This is a genomic window from Thermomonospora umbrina (genome assembly GCF_003386555.1).
Taxonomy (GTDB): Bacteria; Actinomycetota; Actinomycetes; order Streptosporangiales; family Streptosporangiaceae; genus Thermomonospora; species Thermomonospora umbrina.
The window spans coordinates 853040-867935 of sequence record NZ_QTTT01000001.1 but is presented as its reverse complement, the minus strand read 5'-3'; the positions used below and the strand labels follow the sequence as shown (position 1 = coordinate 867935).

At 73.5% G+C, this 14896-nt stretch carries 11 protein-coding genes and 1 tRNA gene; 7 read left to right on the top strand and 5 right to left on the bottom strand.

The window, feature by feature from the left end; translation table 11 throughout:
• The first annotated feature begins 117 nt into the window (after positions 1 to 117).
• Entirely contained in the window at positions 118 to 2139 is a 2022-nt protein-coding gene (locus DFJ69_RS03790; protein WP_116021195.1) for a glycogen debranching N-terminal domain-containing protein, read from the top strand.
• Here the strand turns inward: DFJ69_RS03790 and fxsT are convergent.
• Entirely contained in the window at positions 2117 to 4855 is a 2739-nt protein-coding gene (fxsT, locus tag DFJ69_RS03785) for an FxSxx-COOH system tetratricopeptide repeat protein (RefSeq protein WP_116021194.1), read from the bottom strand. The genes DFJ69_RS03790 and fxsT overlap by 23 nt on opposite strands.
• Positions 4856 to 5022: 167 nt before the next feature.
• Here fxsT and DFJ69_RS03780 point away from each other — a divergent pair, with 167 nt between their 5' ends.
• Both DFJ69_RS03780 and DFJ69_RS03775 read left to right on the top strand, forming a co-directional pair.
• The gene (locus tag DFJ69_RS03780; RefSeq protein ID WP_211328500.1) at positions 5023 to 5940 is read left to right on the top strand and encodes a proteasome assembly chaperone family protein; all 918 of its coding nucleotides are present in this window, start codon (positions 5023 to 5025) and stop codon (positions 5938 to 5940) included.
• A 341-nt stretch (positions 5941 to 6281) separates the two neighbouring features.
• Complete coding sequence (locus tag DFJ69_RS03775) at positions 6282 to 6683, top strand: SSI family serine proteinase inhibitor (protein WP_116021192.1); 402 nt, start codon at positions 6282 to 6284, stop codon at positions 6681 to 6683.
• Positions 6684 to 6861: 178 nt separating this feature from the next.
• On the opposite strand, the gene DFJ69_RS03770 is transcribed toward DFJ69_RS03775, so the two are convergent.
• Positions 6862 to 6935: transfer RNA gene (locus DFJ69_RS03770), tRNA-Val, on the bottom strand.
• A gap of 59 nt (positions 6936 to 6994) precedes the next feature.
• Entirely contained in the window at positions 6995 to 7348 is a 354-nt protein-coding gene (locus tag DFJ69_RS03765; RefSeq protein WP_116021191.1) for an SCO4225 family membrane protein, read from the bottom strand.
• A 208-nt stretch (positions 7349 to 7556) separates the two neighbouring features.
• Between DFJ69_RS03765 and DFJ69_RS03760 the strand changes: the two genes are divergently transcribed.
• On the top strand, positions 7557 to 9302 hold the full coding sequence (locus tag DFJ69_RS03760) for an ABC transporter ATP-binding protein (protein WP_245973986.1): 1746 nt from the start codon (positions 7557 to 7559) through the stop codon (positions 9300 to 9302).
• Between the two features lie 149 nt (positions 9303 to 9451).
• Positions 9452 to 10492 carry a fatty acid desaturase family protein gene (locus DFJ69_RS03755; RefSeq protein WP_116021190.1) on the top strand — a complete coding sequence of 347 codons (1041 nt, stop codon included), beginning with the start codon at positions 9452 to 9454 and terminating at the stop codon, positions 10490 to 10492.
• 3 nt (positions 10493 to 10495) lie between these two features.
• Here the strand turns inward: DFJ69_RS03755 and DFJ69_RS03750 are convergent, their stop codons facing one another.
• Positions 10496 to 11440 (bottom strand): S66 peptidase family protein, encoded by a 945-nt coding sequence (locus tag DFJ69_RS03750; RefSeq protein ID WP_245973984.1) that lies wholly within the window; start codon positions 11438 to 11440, stop codon positions 10496 to 10498.
• Positions 11441 to 11681: 241 nt separating this feature from the next.
• Between DFJ69_RS03750 and DFJ69_RS03745 the strand changes: the two genes are divergently transcribed.
• Positions 11682 to 12224, top strand: coding sequence for a ClpP family protease (locus DFJ69_RS03745; protein WP_116021189.1), 543 nt, complete (start codon positions 11682 to 11684; stop codon positions 12222 to 12224).
• A 140-nt stretch (positions 12225 to 12364) separates the two neighbouring features.
• The gene (locus DFJ69_RS03740) at positions 12365 to 13009 is read left to right on the top strand and encodes a DUF6069 family protein (RefSeq protein ID WP_116021188.1); all 645 of its coding nucleotides are present in this window, start codon (positions 12365 to 12367) and stop codon (positions 13007 to 13009) included.
• 11 nt (positions 13010 to 13020) lie between these two features.
• Here the strand turns inward: DFJ69_RS03740 and DFJ69_RS03735 are convergent, their stop codons facing one another.
• Positions 13021 to 14769 (bottom strand): RelA/SpoT family protein, encoded by a 1749-nt coding sequence (locus DFJ69_RS03735; RefSeq protein WP_116021187.1) that lies wholly within the window; start codon positions 14767 to 14769, stop codon positions 13021 to 13023.
• Positions 14770 to 14896 lie beyond the last annotated feature (127 nt).

The following is a 14896-nucleotide window of genomic DNA, read 5'->3' as shown; positions in this document are numbered from 1 at the left end:
CCACTAGCGTCGCCGTTGGAACGATCGCACGCGCAGCCGCGCGTGCATCGGTGTCCATCCCACGCGCGGTGCGCGCCCGCCGAGCGCGCCTTCGTCGTCGAATCACGGGGGACGTCCATGGAGACACGTGCCGCCGCCGAGCGCCTGATCGGTGAGTCCATCATCAGCGTGTGCGCCCCCGCGTTCGTGGTGTCGCCCCCGGACGGCCGCCTCGACGGGCCCCCGCCCTACGGCTTCTTCCACGCCGACCGGCGCATCCTCAGCAGGCTGGTGGTCCGGGTGGACGGCGAGGATCTCGGCCCCGCCCTCGATCCCGGCGAGAGGCTCGGCACCGGCACCGCCCGGTTCCGCGCGCATCCGGTCGCCGCGCCCGGCCTCGTCGTGGAACGGGTCCGGTGCGCGGACGAGCTGGTGGAGACGATCAACGTCCGGAACCCCGGGGTCGCCCCGCGCCGGGCGGAGATCGGGCTCGACCTCGGCTGCGACCTGCTCGACGTCGCCCAGGTCCGCTCCGGGGCGACCGGCGAGGCCGAGATCGCCGCGACGCTGGAGCTCGGCCGGCTGGTCTGGCGCGGGACGGACGCGACCGTGACGGCGTCGTTCGACCCTGCGCCGCCCCCCACCGGCCTGACCTGGACGCTCGACCTGCCGCCCGGTGGGAGCCGGACCCTGCGGGTGGCGCTGGCGGTCGAGCACGCCGCGCCGCCGCCGGTCGTCCGCCCGACCGACCCCGCCCCGTGGACGCGGCCCAAGCTCGTTGGCGGCGATCCGCGCCTCGACGACTTCGTCCGGCACGGCCTCGACCAGCTCGCCGCCCTCACCCTGGCGCCCGCCGGGCATCCGGCCGACGCGTTCGTCGGCGCGGGGAGCCCCTGGTACCTCACGCTCTTCGGCCGCGACAGCCTGTGGACGGCGCGGATGCTGCTGCCGCTGGGCACCGGCGTGGCGGCCTCCACCCTGCGGGCGCTGGCACGTCGACAGGGAACGGTCCACGACCCGCGCACGGAGGAGGAGCCCGGCAAGATCCTGCACGAGCTGCGGCACGCCGAGTCCGACCACGGCAACGGGCTCGTCCTGCCCCCCGTCTACTACGGCGCGATCGACACCACCCCGCTGTTCGTCTGCCTGGCCGTGGACGCCTGGCGCTGGGGCCTGCCGCCCGGCTCGCTGCCGATGGACGCCGTCCGCCGGGCCCTGGCCTGGACGCGGCGGCACACCGACTTCCTGCGCTACGCCCGGCGGCACGACGGCGGCCTCGTCAACCAGGGCTGGAAGGACTCGCCCGAGGCCGTCCGGTTCGCCGACGGCGCCCTCGCCCGGGCGCCGATCGCGCTCGCGGAGGTCCAGGCGTACGCGTACGAGGCGGCCACCGGGGGAGCGGCGCTGCTGCGGGCCTTCGCCGACGTGGACGCCGACGCCGACGCCGAGGCCCGGGAGCTGGAGGTGTGGGCGGCCGGGCTGCGCCGGCGCTTCCAGGAGCACTTCCGGCTGCCGGACGGCCGGGTCGCCCTCGCGCTCGACGCCGACCTGCGCCCCGTCGACGCCGTCGCCTCGAACATGGGCCACGTCCTCGGCACCGGGATCCTCGACCCCTCCCAAGAGGAGCAGGTCGCCCGCTGGCTCGCCGCGCCCGACATGTGCTCCGGCTGGGGGCTGCGGACCCTCGCCGACACCGACGCGGGCTTCGACGCCCTCGGCTACCACATCGGCGCGGTCTGGCCCCACGACACCGCCATCGCCGTCTGGGGGATGGCCCGCAGCGGCCAGGCCGGGCCCGCCGTCCGCCTGATGGACGGGCTGCTGTCGGCCGCCTCCCACTTCGCGTACGAGCTGCCCGAGCTGTGGAGCGGGGCCGCCCGCCGGGCCGGCCGGGGGCCCGAGACCTACCCCGCCGCCTGCCGCCCCCAGGCGTGGGCGGCGGCGGCCTCCGTCCTGTGCCTGCGCGCCCTGCTGGGGCTGGAGCCCGACGTCCCCCACGGCACCGTCACCGTCCGGCCGCTGGCCGGCGCGGCCCCCAGCGGACTGGACGTCGACGGCCTGTCCATCGCCGGACGGCGGGTCCGGATCGGGATCGGCCGCACCGGCCGCCCGGAGGTCGTCGGGCTGCCCGCCGGGCTCACGGTGTCGACGGCGGGCTGATCGCCTCCCAGTCGATGCCGCGCATCGTCGAGCGGTACACGCTCACCGCGTTCTCCGCCCACCGCGACGCCTCATCCCGTTCGCCGCGCTCGGCAAGCAGCGGCGCGAGGTGCTCCCACGCCTCGGCCAGCGACGGATGGTACGGACCGTAGTTGTCCTCGAAGATCCGCACCGCCCGCCGCAGCGTCTCGACCGCGCCCTGCGCGTCGCCCAGCAGCCGCTGCACCGGCCCGAGCTGCACCAGCGTCTCCGCCACGTAGGGATGGTCCTCGCTGCGGGTGCGGACATAGATGTCGGCGGCCCGCCGCAACGCGTCGTCCGCCTCCGCCAGGCGGCCCAGGTCCCGCAGCGCGGCGCCCAGCTTCACCAGGCACAGCGCCAGGTCGGGATGGCCCTGGGCGAGTTGCCGCTCACGCTGCCTGCGAGCGCGCTCCAGCATCCCGGCGGCCTCCTCGGCGAACCCCAGCAGCCGCCGCGCGTCGCCCAGATGGATCTCCACCTCGATCGTGTCGAGATGGCTCGGGCCGTAGGTCGACCGCAGGATCTCCACGCTGCGCTCCAGGAAGACCTCGGCGAGGTCGAAGCGACGCAGGTCCCGGTACAGCAGCCCGATGTGCTTGCAGGTGGACGCCAGCCGGTGCGGCGTGCCGACCCGCTCCCGGATCCGCAGGGCCCGGTGGTGGACGTCCAGCGCCTCGCTGAGCCGGCCGCCCCGCCACAGCACGATCCCGAGGTAGGTGGCGTAGTCGGCGACCCGGGGATGCTCCGTCCCGAACGCGTCCTCACCGATCTCCAGGGCCCGCTCGCTGCGCTGGCGGGCCTCCTCCAGCCGGTTCCGCTCCCGCAGCACCCGGCCCAGGTCGCACATGATGTCGGCGACCTTCGCGTGGTTGAGGCCGCACCGCCGTTCCCGGATGTCCAGGCTGCGGCGACAGGCCCGTTCCGCCGCCGTCAGGTCCGCCAGGTTCATGTAGACGCCGGTCAGCGCGGCGAGGGTGTCCGCCACCGCGAGCTCGTCCGGCTCGGCGGGATTCTCCCGCAGCGTCAGCGCCTGCTCCAGCATCCGCCGCGCCGTCTCGTAGTCGGAGCGGGCGTTGAGGTAGCGGCCCTTGTTGTGCAGCAGCGTCGCGATCGGCCCGGGCGCCACCCCGTACGCCCGCGCGATGTCGCAGGCCGCCTGCACCTGCGGGGTGACGTGGTACGGCAGCCACGCGCTGGAGTCGCCGACCTCCTCCGGCAGCGCACGGTCCAGCAGCCGCAGCACCGTCTCCGCCCACGTCCGCCGCTCCTCGGCCGTCAGGCCCGCCCGCACCGTGAGCTGCACCAGCGAATGCACCATCAGGTCGTCCGGCAGCGCGGTCAGCAGCGAGTACGTCGACAGCGCCTCCACCGTCCGGTCGTAGTCCTCCGCCGTCCCGATCGCGGCCGCCAACCGTTCCGGCAGCGCGTCCACCCGGTCGACGGGCAGCGCCCTGGGCACGTGCTCGGTGCCGCAGAACGACAGCAGGATCAGCAGGTCGCGGGCCCCCGGCCGGATCCGGTCGGCCTCCTCGATCGACATGTGCCAGGTCGTCATCACCGTCTGCCCGTAACCGGCGGGGCGGTGCGACGCCGTCATCTTCTCCCGGTGCTCGTGGAACAGCTCGCGGTACCCCGCCAGCGTCAGCGACCGGGCCCGCACGTACGCCGCCGCCTGCGCCAACGCCAGCGGCAGGTCGCCGAGGTCGGCGGCCACCAGGTCGGCGGTGCCGTCGCCGGGCGCCGACGAGAGCCGCTCCAGGAACGCCACCGACTCCGGACGCGTCCACCGCTCGACCGGCAGCGCCTCCTCGACCAGGAACGGCCACGCCGCGTTCCGCGAGGTCACCAGCACGTGTCCGGTGCCCGGCGGCCAGTACCGCTCGAGGGTGTCCTCGCCCTCGGCCCCGTCGAAGACCAGCAGCCAACGCGACCGCTCCCGCAGCACCTCCCACAGCAGGCCCAGCCGCTCGTCCTGGTGCATGGTCGCGGGGACGTCCAGGCTGTCGGCCAGTTGTGTCAGCCCCAGCTCGATGCTGGTGGACCGCTTGGCGTCGATCCACCAGATGATGTCGTAGGCGGACCGGTGGCGGTATCCGTACTCCAGGGCGAGCTGCGTCTTGCCCACGCCGCCCGTCCCGTACAGGGCGAGGCCCCGCGTGCCGTCGTGGCCGGGGCGCGCGAACAGTCCCCTCAGCCGGTTCAGCAGATCGCCGCGACCGGTGAACACCGGGTTGCGCCGCGACAGGTTGGAGATCTCGGGGCCGTCGCCCGGGTAGCGCACCGCGCCGGTCGCCTCCTCCTCCGGGCGGGCCTCGCGCGGCAGGCCCAGCCGCTCCAGCCCCGCGTGCAGCCGTTGCCGCGCGAGCCGCCCTTCCGGAGCGTCGGGGAGGTCCACGTCGATCCGCTCACCGGCCCCGAAGGCGTCCACGCGCACCCGCAGCGTCGCGAGTCCGGTCGCCTGCCGCGCGTCGAGGGCCGCCCGGCCGTCCGCGCCCATCCACTCCAGCGCCGGCGCCGACACCAGGACCACCGCGTACGGGGCCTCCGCCAGGTCCGCCCGCGCGCCGTCGGGGTCCGGGTCCCACGCCCTCGGCCGGACGTGGCAGCCCGCCGTCTCCAGCTCGCGGCGGACCCATCCCGCCCACGCGAGATCCGGCGGCGTGTAGCTCAGCAACACCTCGGGCTCGGCACCCATGGAACCTCCAGCCGGTCGTCCGGAACGGGGCTGCGCCCATTGCACCCCCGCCGCCCCGGCTCGGCAAGAGCGCCGCCGGTGACGACGAGGCGGCCACTTGGCGACGGGATGAATCCTTCGATGTCCTATGTTGGGCATCAGTGATGCCGGGACGAGGTGGGGGCGACGTGCGCAACCCTGAGGATCTGTACGAGCTTTCCGGGGACCTCCCGGAGATGACCGGGCCGGTACTGCTGTACAGCCTGGACGGCTTCGTGGACGCGGGGTCCGTCGGCGAACTCGTGCGCGAGCACCTCTTGGACTCCCTGGACCATCGGGTGGTGGCCCGCTTCGACGTCGACTCCCTGATCGACTACCGGGCCCGGCGTCCCGTGATGACCTACGACCGCGACCACTGGGAGAGCTACGACGCCCCCGAGCTGGTCGTCCACCTGGTGCGCGACGAGGCGGGCAGCCCGTTCCTGTTCCTGACCGGCCCCGAGCCGGACCGCCTCTGGGAGGGTTTCGCCGCCGCCGTCCGCTCCCTGGTGGAACGCCTGGGCATCAGCCTGGCGATCTCCTTCCACGGCATCCCGATGGGCGTCCCGCACACCCGCCCGGTGGGCCTCACCGCCCATGCCACCCGGCCCGAGCTGGTCACCCGGACCTCCTTCTTCGACCGCGTCCAGGTGCCGGGCAGTGCCTCGGCCCTCCTGGAGTTCCGCTTGGGCGAGGCCGGCCACGACGCCCTCGGCTACGCCGTGCACGTGCCGCACTACCTGGCCCAGTCGGCCTACCCGACCGCCGCCGTGGCCGCCCTGGAGGCCGTCATCGGCGCCACCGGCCTGGTCCTGCCCTCCGACGCCCTCCGCGAGGCCGCCGCCCGCACCGAGGCCGACATCGCCCAGCAGGTCACCGGCAACGACGAGGTCGAGAAGGTCGTCCAGGCCCTGGAGCAGCAGTACGACGCCTTCGCCGGGGCCACCGAACGCGAGAGCCTCCTCGCCGAGGAGAACGACATGCCGACCGCCGACGAGCTCGGCGCGGAGTTCGAGCGCTTCCTCGCCGAGCGCGGCGGCGACACGCCCCCGGACGCCCAGCTCTAAAGGCCGTCACCGCTTTCGCGCGACGGCCGATTTCCCTCTCGTCCGCCACGAAGTCGCCGTTGTCGCACGCGACGGGATTCGATTTCCGGCGAGGCGGCAGCGTGCCGTGCCATCGGAACGGCGACTCCGAGCACCTGTGCGAAAGGGCGGGCGGCCCGCGCACCCGCTTGACATGATGCTGTGCGCCGATCGGTGGTCCCCACGTGGCGAACGCGCCCGTTCGGCGATGCCGGTCGAGGCCGGTCGAGGCCGTGGCCGATTCAGGCCACGGGCGTCCGAGGTCGCGATGGTGAAATGGGATCCGGCGGGCGAATCATTCAGAATCAGCTAGGGAGCGCGGAATGCCTCATGCGTCGAAGAACGTCGTCGCCGTCCTCACCCTCGTGCTCGGGATGGGCGGATCGGTGGCACTGGCGGGCCCCGTCTCGGCCGATCCGTCCACCCAACTGACCTTCGCCGTCGTCCCGGAGAACGGCACGGGGACGCCCAGAACGGCGACGCTCACCTGCGAGCCGGTCGCCGGGACGCACCCCGACGCCGAGTTCGCCTGCGAGGACCTGATCAAGGCGGACGGTCACATCGAGCTGATTCAGCCCGTCAACGGCATGTGTCCGCACATCGTGCAGCCCGTCACGGCGTCCGTGACGGGCACCTGGCGAGGCTCGCCGCGCTCGTACAAGAAGTCCTTCACCAACGCCTGCCACGCCAACCTGCTCACCGGCGGCCACATCTTCAACTTCTGATCCTTCGCCCAAGGCCCCCGAGGGATCACCCCGCGCCGATCGCACGTCCCGAACCCGAGCGGGGTGTGGGGGCGGAGCCCCCACATCGGGGGTCCGGGGGTCGCCCCCCGGGCAGGCATGACGAAGGACCGGCAGGGAAAACGGCAACGCCGATGACCATGCCGGCCCAGGTCAGGAGTGGGGCTGGCCGGATTCGAACCGACGACCTACGAGGTGTAAGCTCGCCGCGCTGCCAGACTGCGCCACAGCCCCTTGACGGGAAGAGATGTTACCGCCTTCGGGACCTGCGGGGTCACGGCGTCGCGGACACATCATCGTGGGGCCGGCTCCCTGCGGCGACCCCGGAACACGCGCCACAGGAGCCAGGACTGCAGGAGGCCGACGGCCGCGCAGGGGATCGTGAACAGCACGAGGCTCTCGAGGATGCCCCCGCCCCCGTCCGGCACCAGCACCGTGGTGAGCCCGAGCACGAAGGTGGAGAGCGGCAGGGTCACCAGGACGAGCCAGACGCCGACGAAGCCGGGGTCCTCGGAGAAGAGGACGACGGCCTCGACGAACACGGCCGTGCCCAGCACCAGGGCGGCGTAGAGCCCGGAGACGACGAGCGCCGGGACGCCGCGTTCACGGCGGCGGGCGGCGGTGGCGAGGCGGGTGAAGAGGGACACCCTTCGATGTTCGGGGGTGGCGGAGCCGGCGGCCTCCGTACGGGTACTCAATCCCGGCTGGGTACCCCATGGCCGGTACTCAGCGTCTTTGTGCGGCACTGGTCCTCAGGTACCGGGTCGGCGTCCTCCGTGCGGCGGAGAGCGTGTCGGGCGGGTCGATCCTGCGGGCTGAGGCATCCGATGTGCGGCCTACCTACCGTGGTGATCCATGAGCGCCGAGATGGCCGACACGCCCGCTTGGCGGATCCTGCTGTCGCACGTCCGCCCGCATCGCCGGGTGGTGGTGCTCGCCGGCGTACTCGGTCTCATCGGGGGTGTGGCCGGGCTGCTCCAGCCGCTCGCCGCCAAGATGGTGGTGGACACGCTGGATCGCGGCGACTCGCTGTGGCGTCCGCTGGGCCTGCTGACCCTCGTGGTGCTGGGCGGCGCGGTCATCGCGGCGCTCGGCGCGTACCTGTTGGGCCGGACCGCCGAGAGCGTGGTGCTGGCGGCCCGGCGGCGGCTGATCGGCCGGTTGCTGCGGCTGCGCGTGGGCGCGGTCGACCGGGCCAAGCCCGGCGACCTGATGTCGCGGGTGACGTCCGACACGACGCTGCTGCAGACGGTGGCGGGCCACGGCATCGTGGACGGGCTGAACGGCGCGGTGATCCTGGTGGCCTCCATCGTGCTGATGGGTGTCATGGACCTGCTGCTGTTGGGCGCGACGCTGGCGGTGCTGGTCGGGATCGGGCTGTCGATGGTCTTCGTGATGCCCCGGATCGCGCGGGCGAACGTCCGCGTGCAGGCGGCCGTCGGCGAGATGGGCTCGGTGCTGGAGCGGTCGCTCGGGGCGCTGCGCACCGTCAAGGCCAGCGGCGCCGAGGCCCGCGAGACCGAGCAGGCGGGCGAGGCGGCGCGGGAGGCGTGGACGCACGGCGTGGAGCGGGCCCGCTGGGAGGCGATCTCGGGGGTGACGTCGTGGGTGGCCGTGCAGGTCGCGTTCCTGGTGGTGCTCGGCGTCGGCGGCGCCCGGGTGGCGTCCGGCGCGATGACGGTGTCGGCGCTCATCGCGTTCCTGCTGTACCTGTTCTATCTGACGTTCCCGATCGCGCAGGTGGTGCAGGCGGCGACGGCGTGGCAGTCGGGGCTGGCGGCGGTCCGTCGGATGCGCGAGGTCGAGGTGCTGCCGGTCGAGCCGACCGACGGTGACGCCCCGGCCGGCGTCGCCGCGGCGGGCGGGTCGGCGGCGGTGTCGTTCGCCGGGGTGTCGTTCCGGTACGCCGACGACCACGGCGACGTGCTGCGCGGTGTGACGTTCGAGGTGCCCGGCGCGGGCATGACGGCGATCGTCGGTCCGTCCGGAGCGGGGAAGAGCACGCTGTTCGCCCTGCTGGAGCGGTTCTACGAGAGCGCCGAGGGCGTGATCGCGGTCGACGGCCGGGACGTGCGGGAGTGGTCGCTGCCCGAGCTGCGCGCCGTGATCGGCTACGTGGAGCAGGACGCGCCGATCATGGCCGGGACGCTGCGCGACAACCTCCGGTACGCGGCGCCCGCCGCCACCGACGAGGAGATCCTCGACGTGCTGGCCCGCACCCGGCTGAGCGGCCTGCTGGAGCAGCTCCCCGACGGGTTGGACACGCGGGTGGGCCACCGCGGCACGACCCTGTCCGGCGGGCAGCGCCAGCGGGTCGCGATCGCGCGGGCGCTGCTGCGCCGACCCCGGCTCCTGCTGCTGGACGAGGCCACCTCGCAGTTGGACGCGGCCAACGAGATGGCCCTGCGGGAGGCGGTGGAGGACATCGCCCGGACGACGACGGTGCTGGTCATCGCCCACCGGCTGTCCACCGTCACCAGCGCGGACCGTATCGTGGTGATCGACGCGGGGGAGGTGCGCGCGGTCGGCGCGCACGCGGAGCTGGTCGAGGCCGACGAGATGTACCGGGACCTCGCGGCGACGCAGTTCATCACCTCCTGAGGCGGTCCGCGCGGCCCCGTGCCCCCGTCCCTCCGGGACCGACCGAGACCTGGGGACCAGATGAGATCTGGCTCTCCTAGGGGACGAGATTCCGCGGCGCTTCTCCATAGCGTGCGAAGACCTACCCTTCGACGTCAGGGGATCGCTTCATGCCGCAAACCCTTGCCCCCGCCCCCGCCGAGGCCCCCGCCCGGGCCCCCGGCAGCGACTTCGCGCCGCTGTCCCGGCAGGTCCGCGACAGCGGGCTGCTGGACCGCCGGCGCGGGTACTACAGCGCGATCATCGCCCTCAACCTGCTGGCCACGGCGGGGATCTGGGTCGGTGTCGCGCTGGCGGACGGGGCGTGGTGGGCGGTGGCGCTGGCCCTGCCCGCCGCGATGATCAGCGCCCGGACCGGGTTCCTGGGCCATGATGCCGGGCACCGTCAGATCGCCCGGTCGGCGCGGGCCAACCGGTGGCTGGGCCTGCTGTTCGGCAACGTGATCTCCGGGATGAGCTCGGCCTGGTGGACCGACAAGCACAACCGGCACCACGCCAACCCCAACCACGTCGACAAGGACCCCGACGTGGCCTCCGGCGTCCTGGTGTGGACCGCCGAGCAGGCGGCCGACCGGCGGCGGCTCGCCGCCTGGATGACCCGGCACCAGGCGGGGCTGTTCTTCCCGCTGCTGACGCTGGAGGGCTGGTGGCTCAAGGTCGCCGGCCTGCTCGACCTGCGGAGCCGGTCCTGGCGCGAGCGGCTGCTCGAGGGCGGCCTCATGGCGGTCCACCTGGTGGGCTACTTCGCGCTGGCGTTCACACTGATGCCGACGGCGCAGGCGATCACGTTCGTCCTCGTCCACCAGGCGCTCTTCGGACTGCACCTGGGCTCGGTGTTCGCGCCCAACCACAAGGGCATGGCCATGCCCGGCCCGGACGAGCGGTGGGACCACCTCCGCCGCCAGGTGCTCACCTCCCGCAACATCCGGCGCGGCGTGGTGACGGACTGGATGATGGGCGGCCTCAACTACCAGATCGAGCACCACCTCTTCCCCAGCATCCCCCGGTGCAACCTGAGCAGGCTGCAGCCGCTGGTGCGCGAGCACTGCGCGAAGGTGGGCCTGCCGTACGCCGAGACGAGCGCCCTGGAGTCGTACGCGCAGGCGCTGGGCCACATGCACGAGGTCGGGGAGTCGCTGCGCGCCGCGTGACCCTCAGTCGGGGAACCGCAGGACGGCGTCGTCGGCGGACAGCTCCGCCGGCGCCCCGAACGGCAGCGTGAGCTGGGTGGGGCCGTGACCGGCCGGAAGGCCCCACAACATCGGCACGTCGAGGGGGCCGAGGCGGTCCAGCAGCATCGCTCGCAACTCCGCCTCGGCCCCGCAGTCGATGAACGACCCGAACACGATCCCGGCCACCCCGTCGAACCACCCCGCCCTCAGCATCTGCGTGAGGAAGCGGTCGAGTCGGTAGACGGCCTCGCCGATGTCCTCGAGGAACACGATGCGGTCGCCGTGCGGGGGATCGCCCTCGAAGGCGTCCAGGCTCGTGGCGAGCAGGGTGACGGTGCCGCCGTGCAGCACCCCCTCGGCCGTCCCGGGGACGAGGGCCTCGCCGTCGGGCGCCGACACCGTCTCCAGACCCTCGAACAGCGCCCGGCGCAGCGCCTCGGCGGTGGCGGGGTCGCTGCTCAGGGCCGTTCCGGCGGGCATCGGCCCGAAGAGGGTGACCTGATCCAAACGCCGTGCCACCGCCGCGTGCAGGGCGGTGATGTCGCTGGAGCCCACGAAGACCTTCGGCCCCGCGGCGCGAACGCGTCCCCAATCGATCAGATCGATGATGCGCTGCGCCCCGTATCCGCCGCGGGCGCACAGGACTCCGCGCACCTCCGGATCGGCCCACGCCTCGCCGAAGTCGGCAGCGCGCGCCGTGTCGGGTCCCGCGAGATATCCGAGGACGGGATCACAGTGCCCGCCGGCACAGGGCGCCACCCGCACCCGCAGGCCCCAGCCCTCCAGCACCGCCACGCCGCGTCGCAGCGCGTCGGCGTCCACCGGACCGCTGGGCGCGACGACGGTGACCAGGTCACCCGGTTCCAGCCGCACGTGCCCCGCCTCTCCGTCGACGTCGTCGTCGTCGTCGAGCCTCTCACGTCGCACGGGGAACGGTCGGCCTGTCAACGGAATTCGCACAGGGCTTATACGTTCTGCGTGAAAATCCGCTGAACGAGGAATTCGCCCGGCGCGTATTTTCCTGTTCGCGGAACGGTTCTGCGCCTAACGTCGAAATGGCCCGAACCGCCATTTCCCGAGAAGGTGAGCACGTGACCATCACGCATTCGTCCCCCGCCCTGCTCGACGGCGCCCCCGGGGGCCGTCGGGCCCGCCCGTCGGCGAGGAGGTGTTCCAACGGCTGCTGCGCCGGCGGGTGGTGTTCCTCGGCCAGGAGGTCGACGACGAGATCGCCAACCGGATCTGCGGACAGATCCTGCTGCTGTCGGCCGAGGACGACCGCGCCGACATCCATCTGTACATCAACTCGCCCGGCGGCTCGGTGATGGCCGGGATGGCCGTCTACGACGTCATGCAGTACGTCCCCAACGACGTCGCCACGCTGACGCTGGGCTTCGCCGGTTCGATGGGGCAGTTCCTGCTGTGCGCCGGCGCCCCCGGCAAGCGGTACGCCCTGCCGCACGCCCGGATCATGATGCACCAGCCGTCCGGCGGGATCGGCGGCTCGGTCTCCGACATCAAGATCCAGGCGGAGCAGATGCGGTTCGTGCGCGGCACGCTGAGCGAGAGGATCGCCCAGCACAGCGGGCAGCCGGTCGACCAGATCGAACGGGACTGGGACCGCGACCGCTGGTTCACCGCCGCCCAGGCCCGGGAGTACGGGCTGGTCGACGAGGTGGTGCGCAGCGCCGCCCGGGTCGGCCCCGCCTGATCCGCCCCGTCCGCCGCCGGTTGGCGTGCTTATTGCGGACGCCTGGTGTGTCGTTGGTCTTGACCCGTGCGGCTTCGGCAACGACTGAGAGGACGGAATGCGTCGTTTTGGCGCACTAGGTGGCCGTATGGGGTGATGGCATGACCAAGGTGCCTTACGGGCCCTCTCCGGACGACGGTCGAGGACCACGCGCCCACCGGGAGCGGACCCGCCCCCGTGGGGCGGCGCGCCGCCCGTTACGGCGGGCCTACCGCTGCCGGGCGACCGCCCGGGTCGGGCCGGACGCCTCGCTGGAACGCTACCGCGGCTTCGTCGCCCTGCACAGCGCGCTGTCGGCCGGCCCCGAGATCAGGGTCGGCCGGCTGTGGGCGGGCGGCCTCGTCACCGCGCTGTGCGCGGCCCTGGTGACCGTGATCGGCGGGGTCCTGGCCCGGGGGGTGCTGGACGTGCCGGTGCCCGCGCCCGTCAGCCCGCACACCAGCGGGCTGACGGTCGGGGTCGCCTACGCGCTGTGCGCGGCGGCCCTGACCGTGCAGGCCGTGGCGATGCTGCACGTCCTGATGGCGGTGTCGCCGAGACCGGTGAACGCCATGGTCTGGGTCTGCGGCCCGATCACCGCGATGGCCGCGATCGTCCCGCTGATCGTCCGCGCGGACGCCGAGGCCCGGGTCGCCACCGCGATCATCAACCTGGCGACGGGTGTGGTCGTCACCGGCCTCCTGGCCGCCACCGCCACGCTCTCCGCCCGATGGCCCGGCCCGCCGGGCGTCGACCCGCGCCTGTGAAGGGCCGGGTCTCAAGCGCCGAAGCGGGTGAGCAGATCGTCCAGGGGCAGGGTGCCCGCCCCCAGGGCGGCGTACATGTCGTCGATCTCGGCGTAGCCCAGGTCGCGGGCGATGGCCAGGGACTCGCCGTGCGCCTCGGCGGACAGCAGGTCGACGCGACGGTCGGCCAGGGCCCGGACGAGGCGACGACGCCCCAGGTCGGACGCCTCCTCGGCACGGCGACGGGACAGCCACTGCTGGATGTGGACGCGGGCGGGCGCCGTGGTGGCCACGTCGAGCCAGTCGGCCGACGGGCAGCCCTCCGGGTCGGTGAGGATCTCCACGACGTAGCCGCTGCGCAGCTCGGCCGACAGGGGCGCCAGCCGGCCGTTGAGGAGCGCCCCGATGCTGTGGTCGCCGGCCTCCGCGCCGAGCCCGTACGCGAAGTCGAGGGCGGTGGCGCCCGCGGGCAGCGCCACGATCTCGCCGGCCGGGGTGAACACGGCCATGTTGCCGCCCGCCAGGTCGGTGCGCAGACCGTCGAGGAAGTCGGCCGAGGGGGCGTCGGACTGCCAGGCCAGCAGCCGGCTCAGCCACACCAGGTCGCGCCGCCCGGCCACCGCGTCGGCGGTGGCGGCCTCGGTGCCGGCGTCGCGGATGTGCGCGATGATGCCGTACTCGGCGACCGGGTGCATGGCCCGGCTCTGGATGATGACCTCCAGCGGGTCGCCGTCCGGGCTGATCACCCGGGTGTGCAGGGCCTGGTACAGGTTGAACTTGGGCAGCGCGATGTGGTCCTTGACCCGTCCCGGGCAGGGGTGCAGCGCCGCGTGGGCCGCGCCGAGGGCGACGTAGCAGTCGCGCTCCTCGCCGTCGACGACCACCAGCACCCGGGCCGCCTCGCAGGGCCGCAGCCCCACCACGTCGCCGCCGAAGTCCTGGTGCACCGCGTACAGGTGGCGGGGACGGACGGACACGTCGGCGGTGAGCCGGTGGTCGGCCAGCGACGCGCGCAGCCGGGCCAGCGCCGGCCCGAACGCGCCGCCCGCCCCCCGCAGCGCCCGCGACACGGCGGCGGACGTGGTCGCGTGGGCCTCCGGATCGCGGTGCGCGAACGCCAGGTCGTCCAGCTCCCGCTTGAGCACGTGGATGCCCAGCCGCTCGGCGAACGGCACCAGCAGCTCCAGTGACGCCGTGGCGTACCGGGCGCGCTTGTGAGCGGGCTGGAAGCCGAGGGTGCGCAGGTTGTGCAGCCGGTCGGCGAGCTTGATCACCAGCACCCGCAGGTCCGCCGCCGCGGCCAGCACGATCTTGCGGAAGGTCTCGGCCTCCTTGCGGTCGCCCCAGCGCTCGCCGTCCAGCTTGGTCACCCCGTCGACCAGGACGGCGACCTCCTCGCCGAAGTCGGCGCGCAGCTCGCCCAGCGTGTACGGGGTGTCCTCGACGGTGTCGTGCAGCAGCGCGGCCACCAGCGTGGGGGTGTCCATCCCCATCCCGGCCAGGATCATCGCCACCGCCAACGGATGGGTGACGTACGGGGCGCCCGACTTGCGGAGCTGGCCCCGGTGCATGCGCTCGGCCACGTCGTAGGCCCGGCACAGCTCGTGGACGTCGCCGTCGGGGAACGCCGTGCGGTGGGTCGCCAACAGCGGGGCCAGCGCCGCCTGCACGGCGGCGCGCCGCTCGTCCCGGGGATCGGGCGCGGACCAGGGCGGGGACGGCAGCACGCGGCGCCTGTCCCGACGGGCGAGCCTGGCTTCCGACGGATCCAGCGACGTCATCGCTCCACCCCGGCCGGCCTCTCGTGTGACGCGACTGTCACGAGCTGTAGTCGTCATTATGGGCGATGCGACGGGGCCCGGGCGAGCGTCCTGCCGATTCCGTCGGGTTTACAAGGCTTTCACGCGC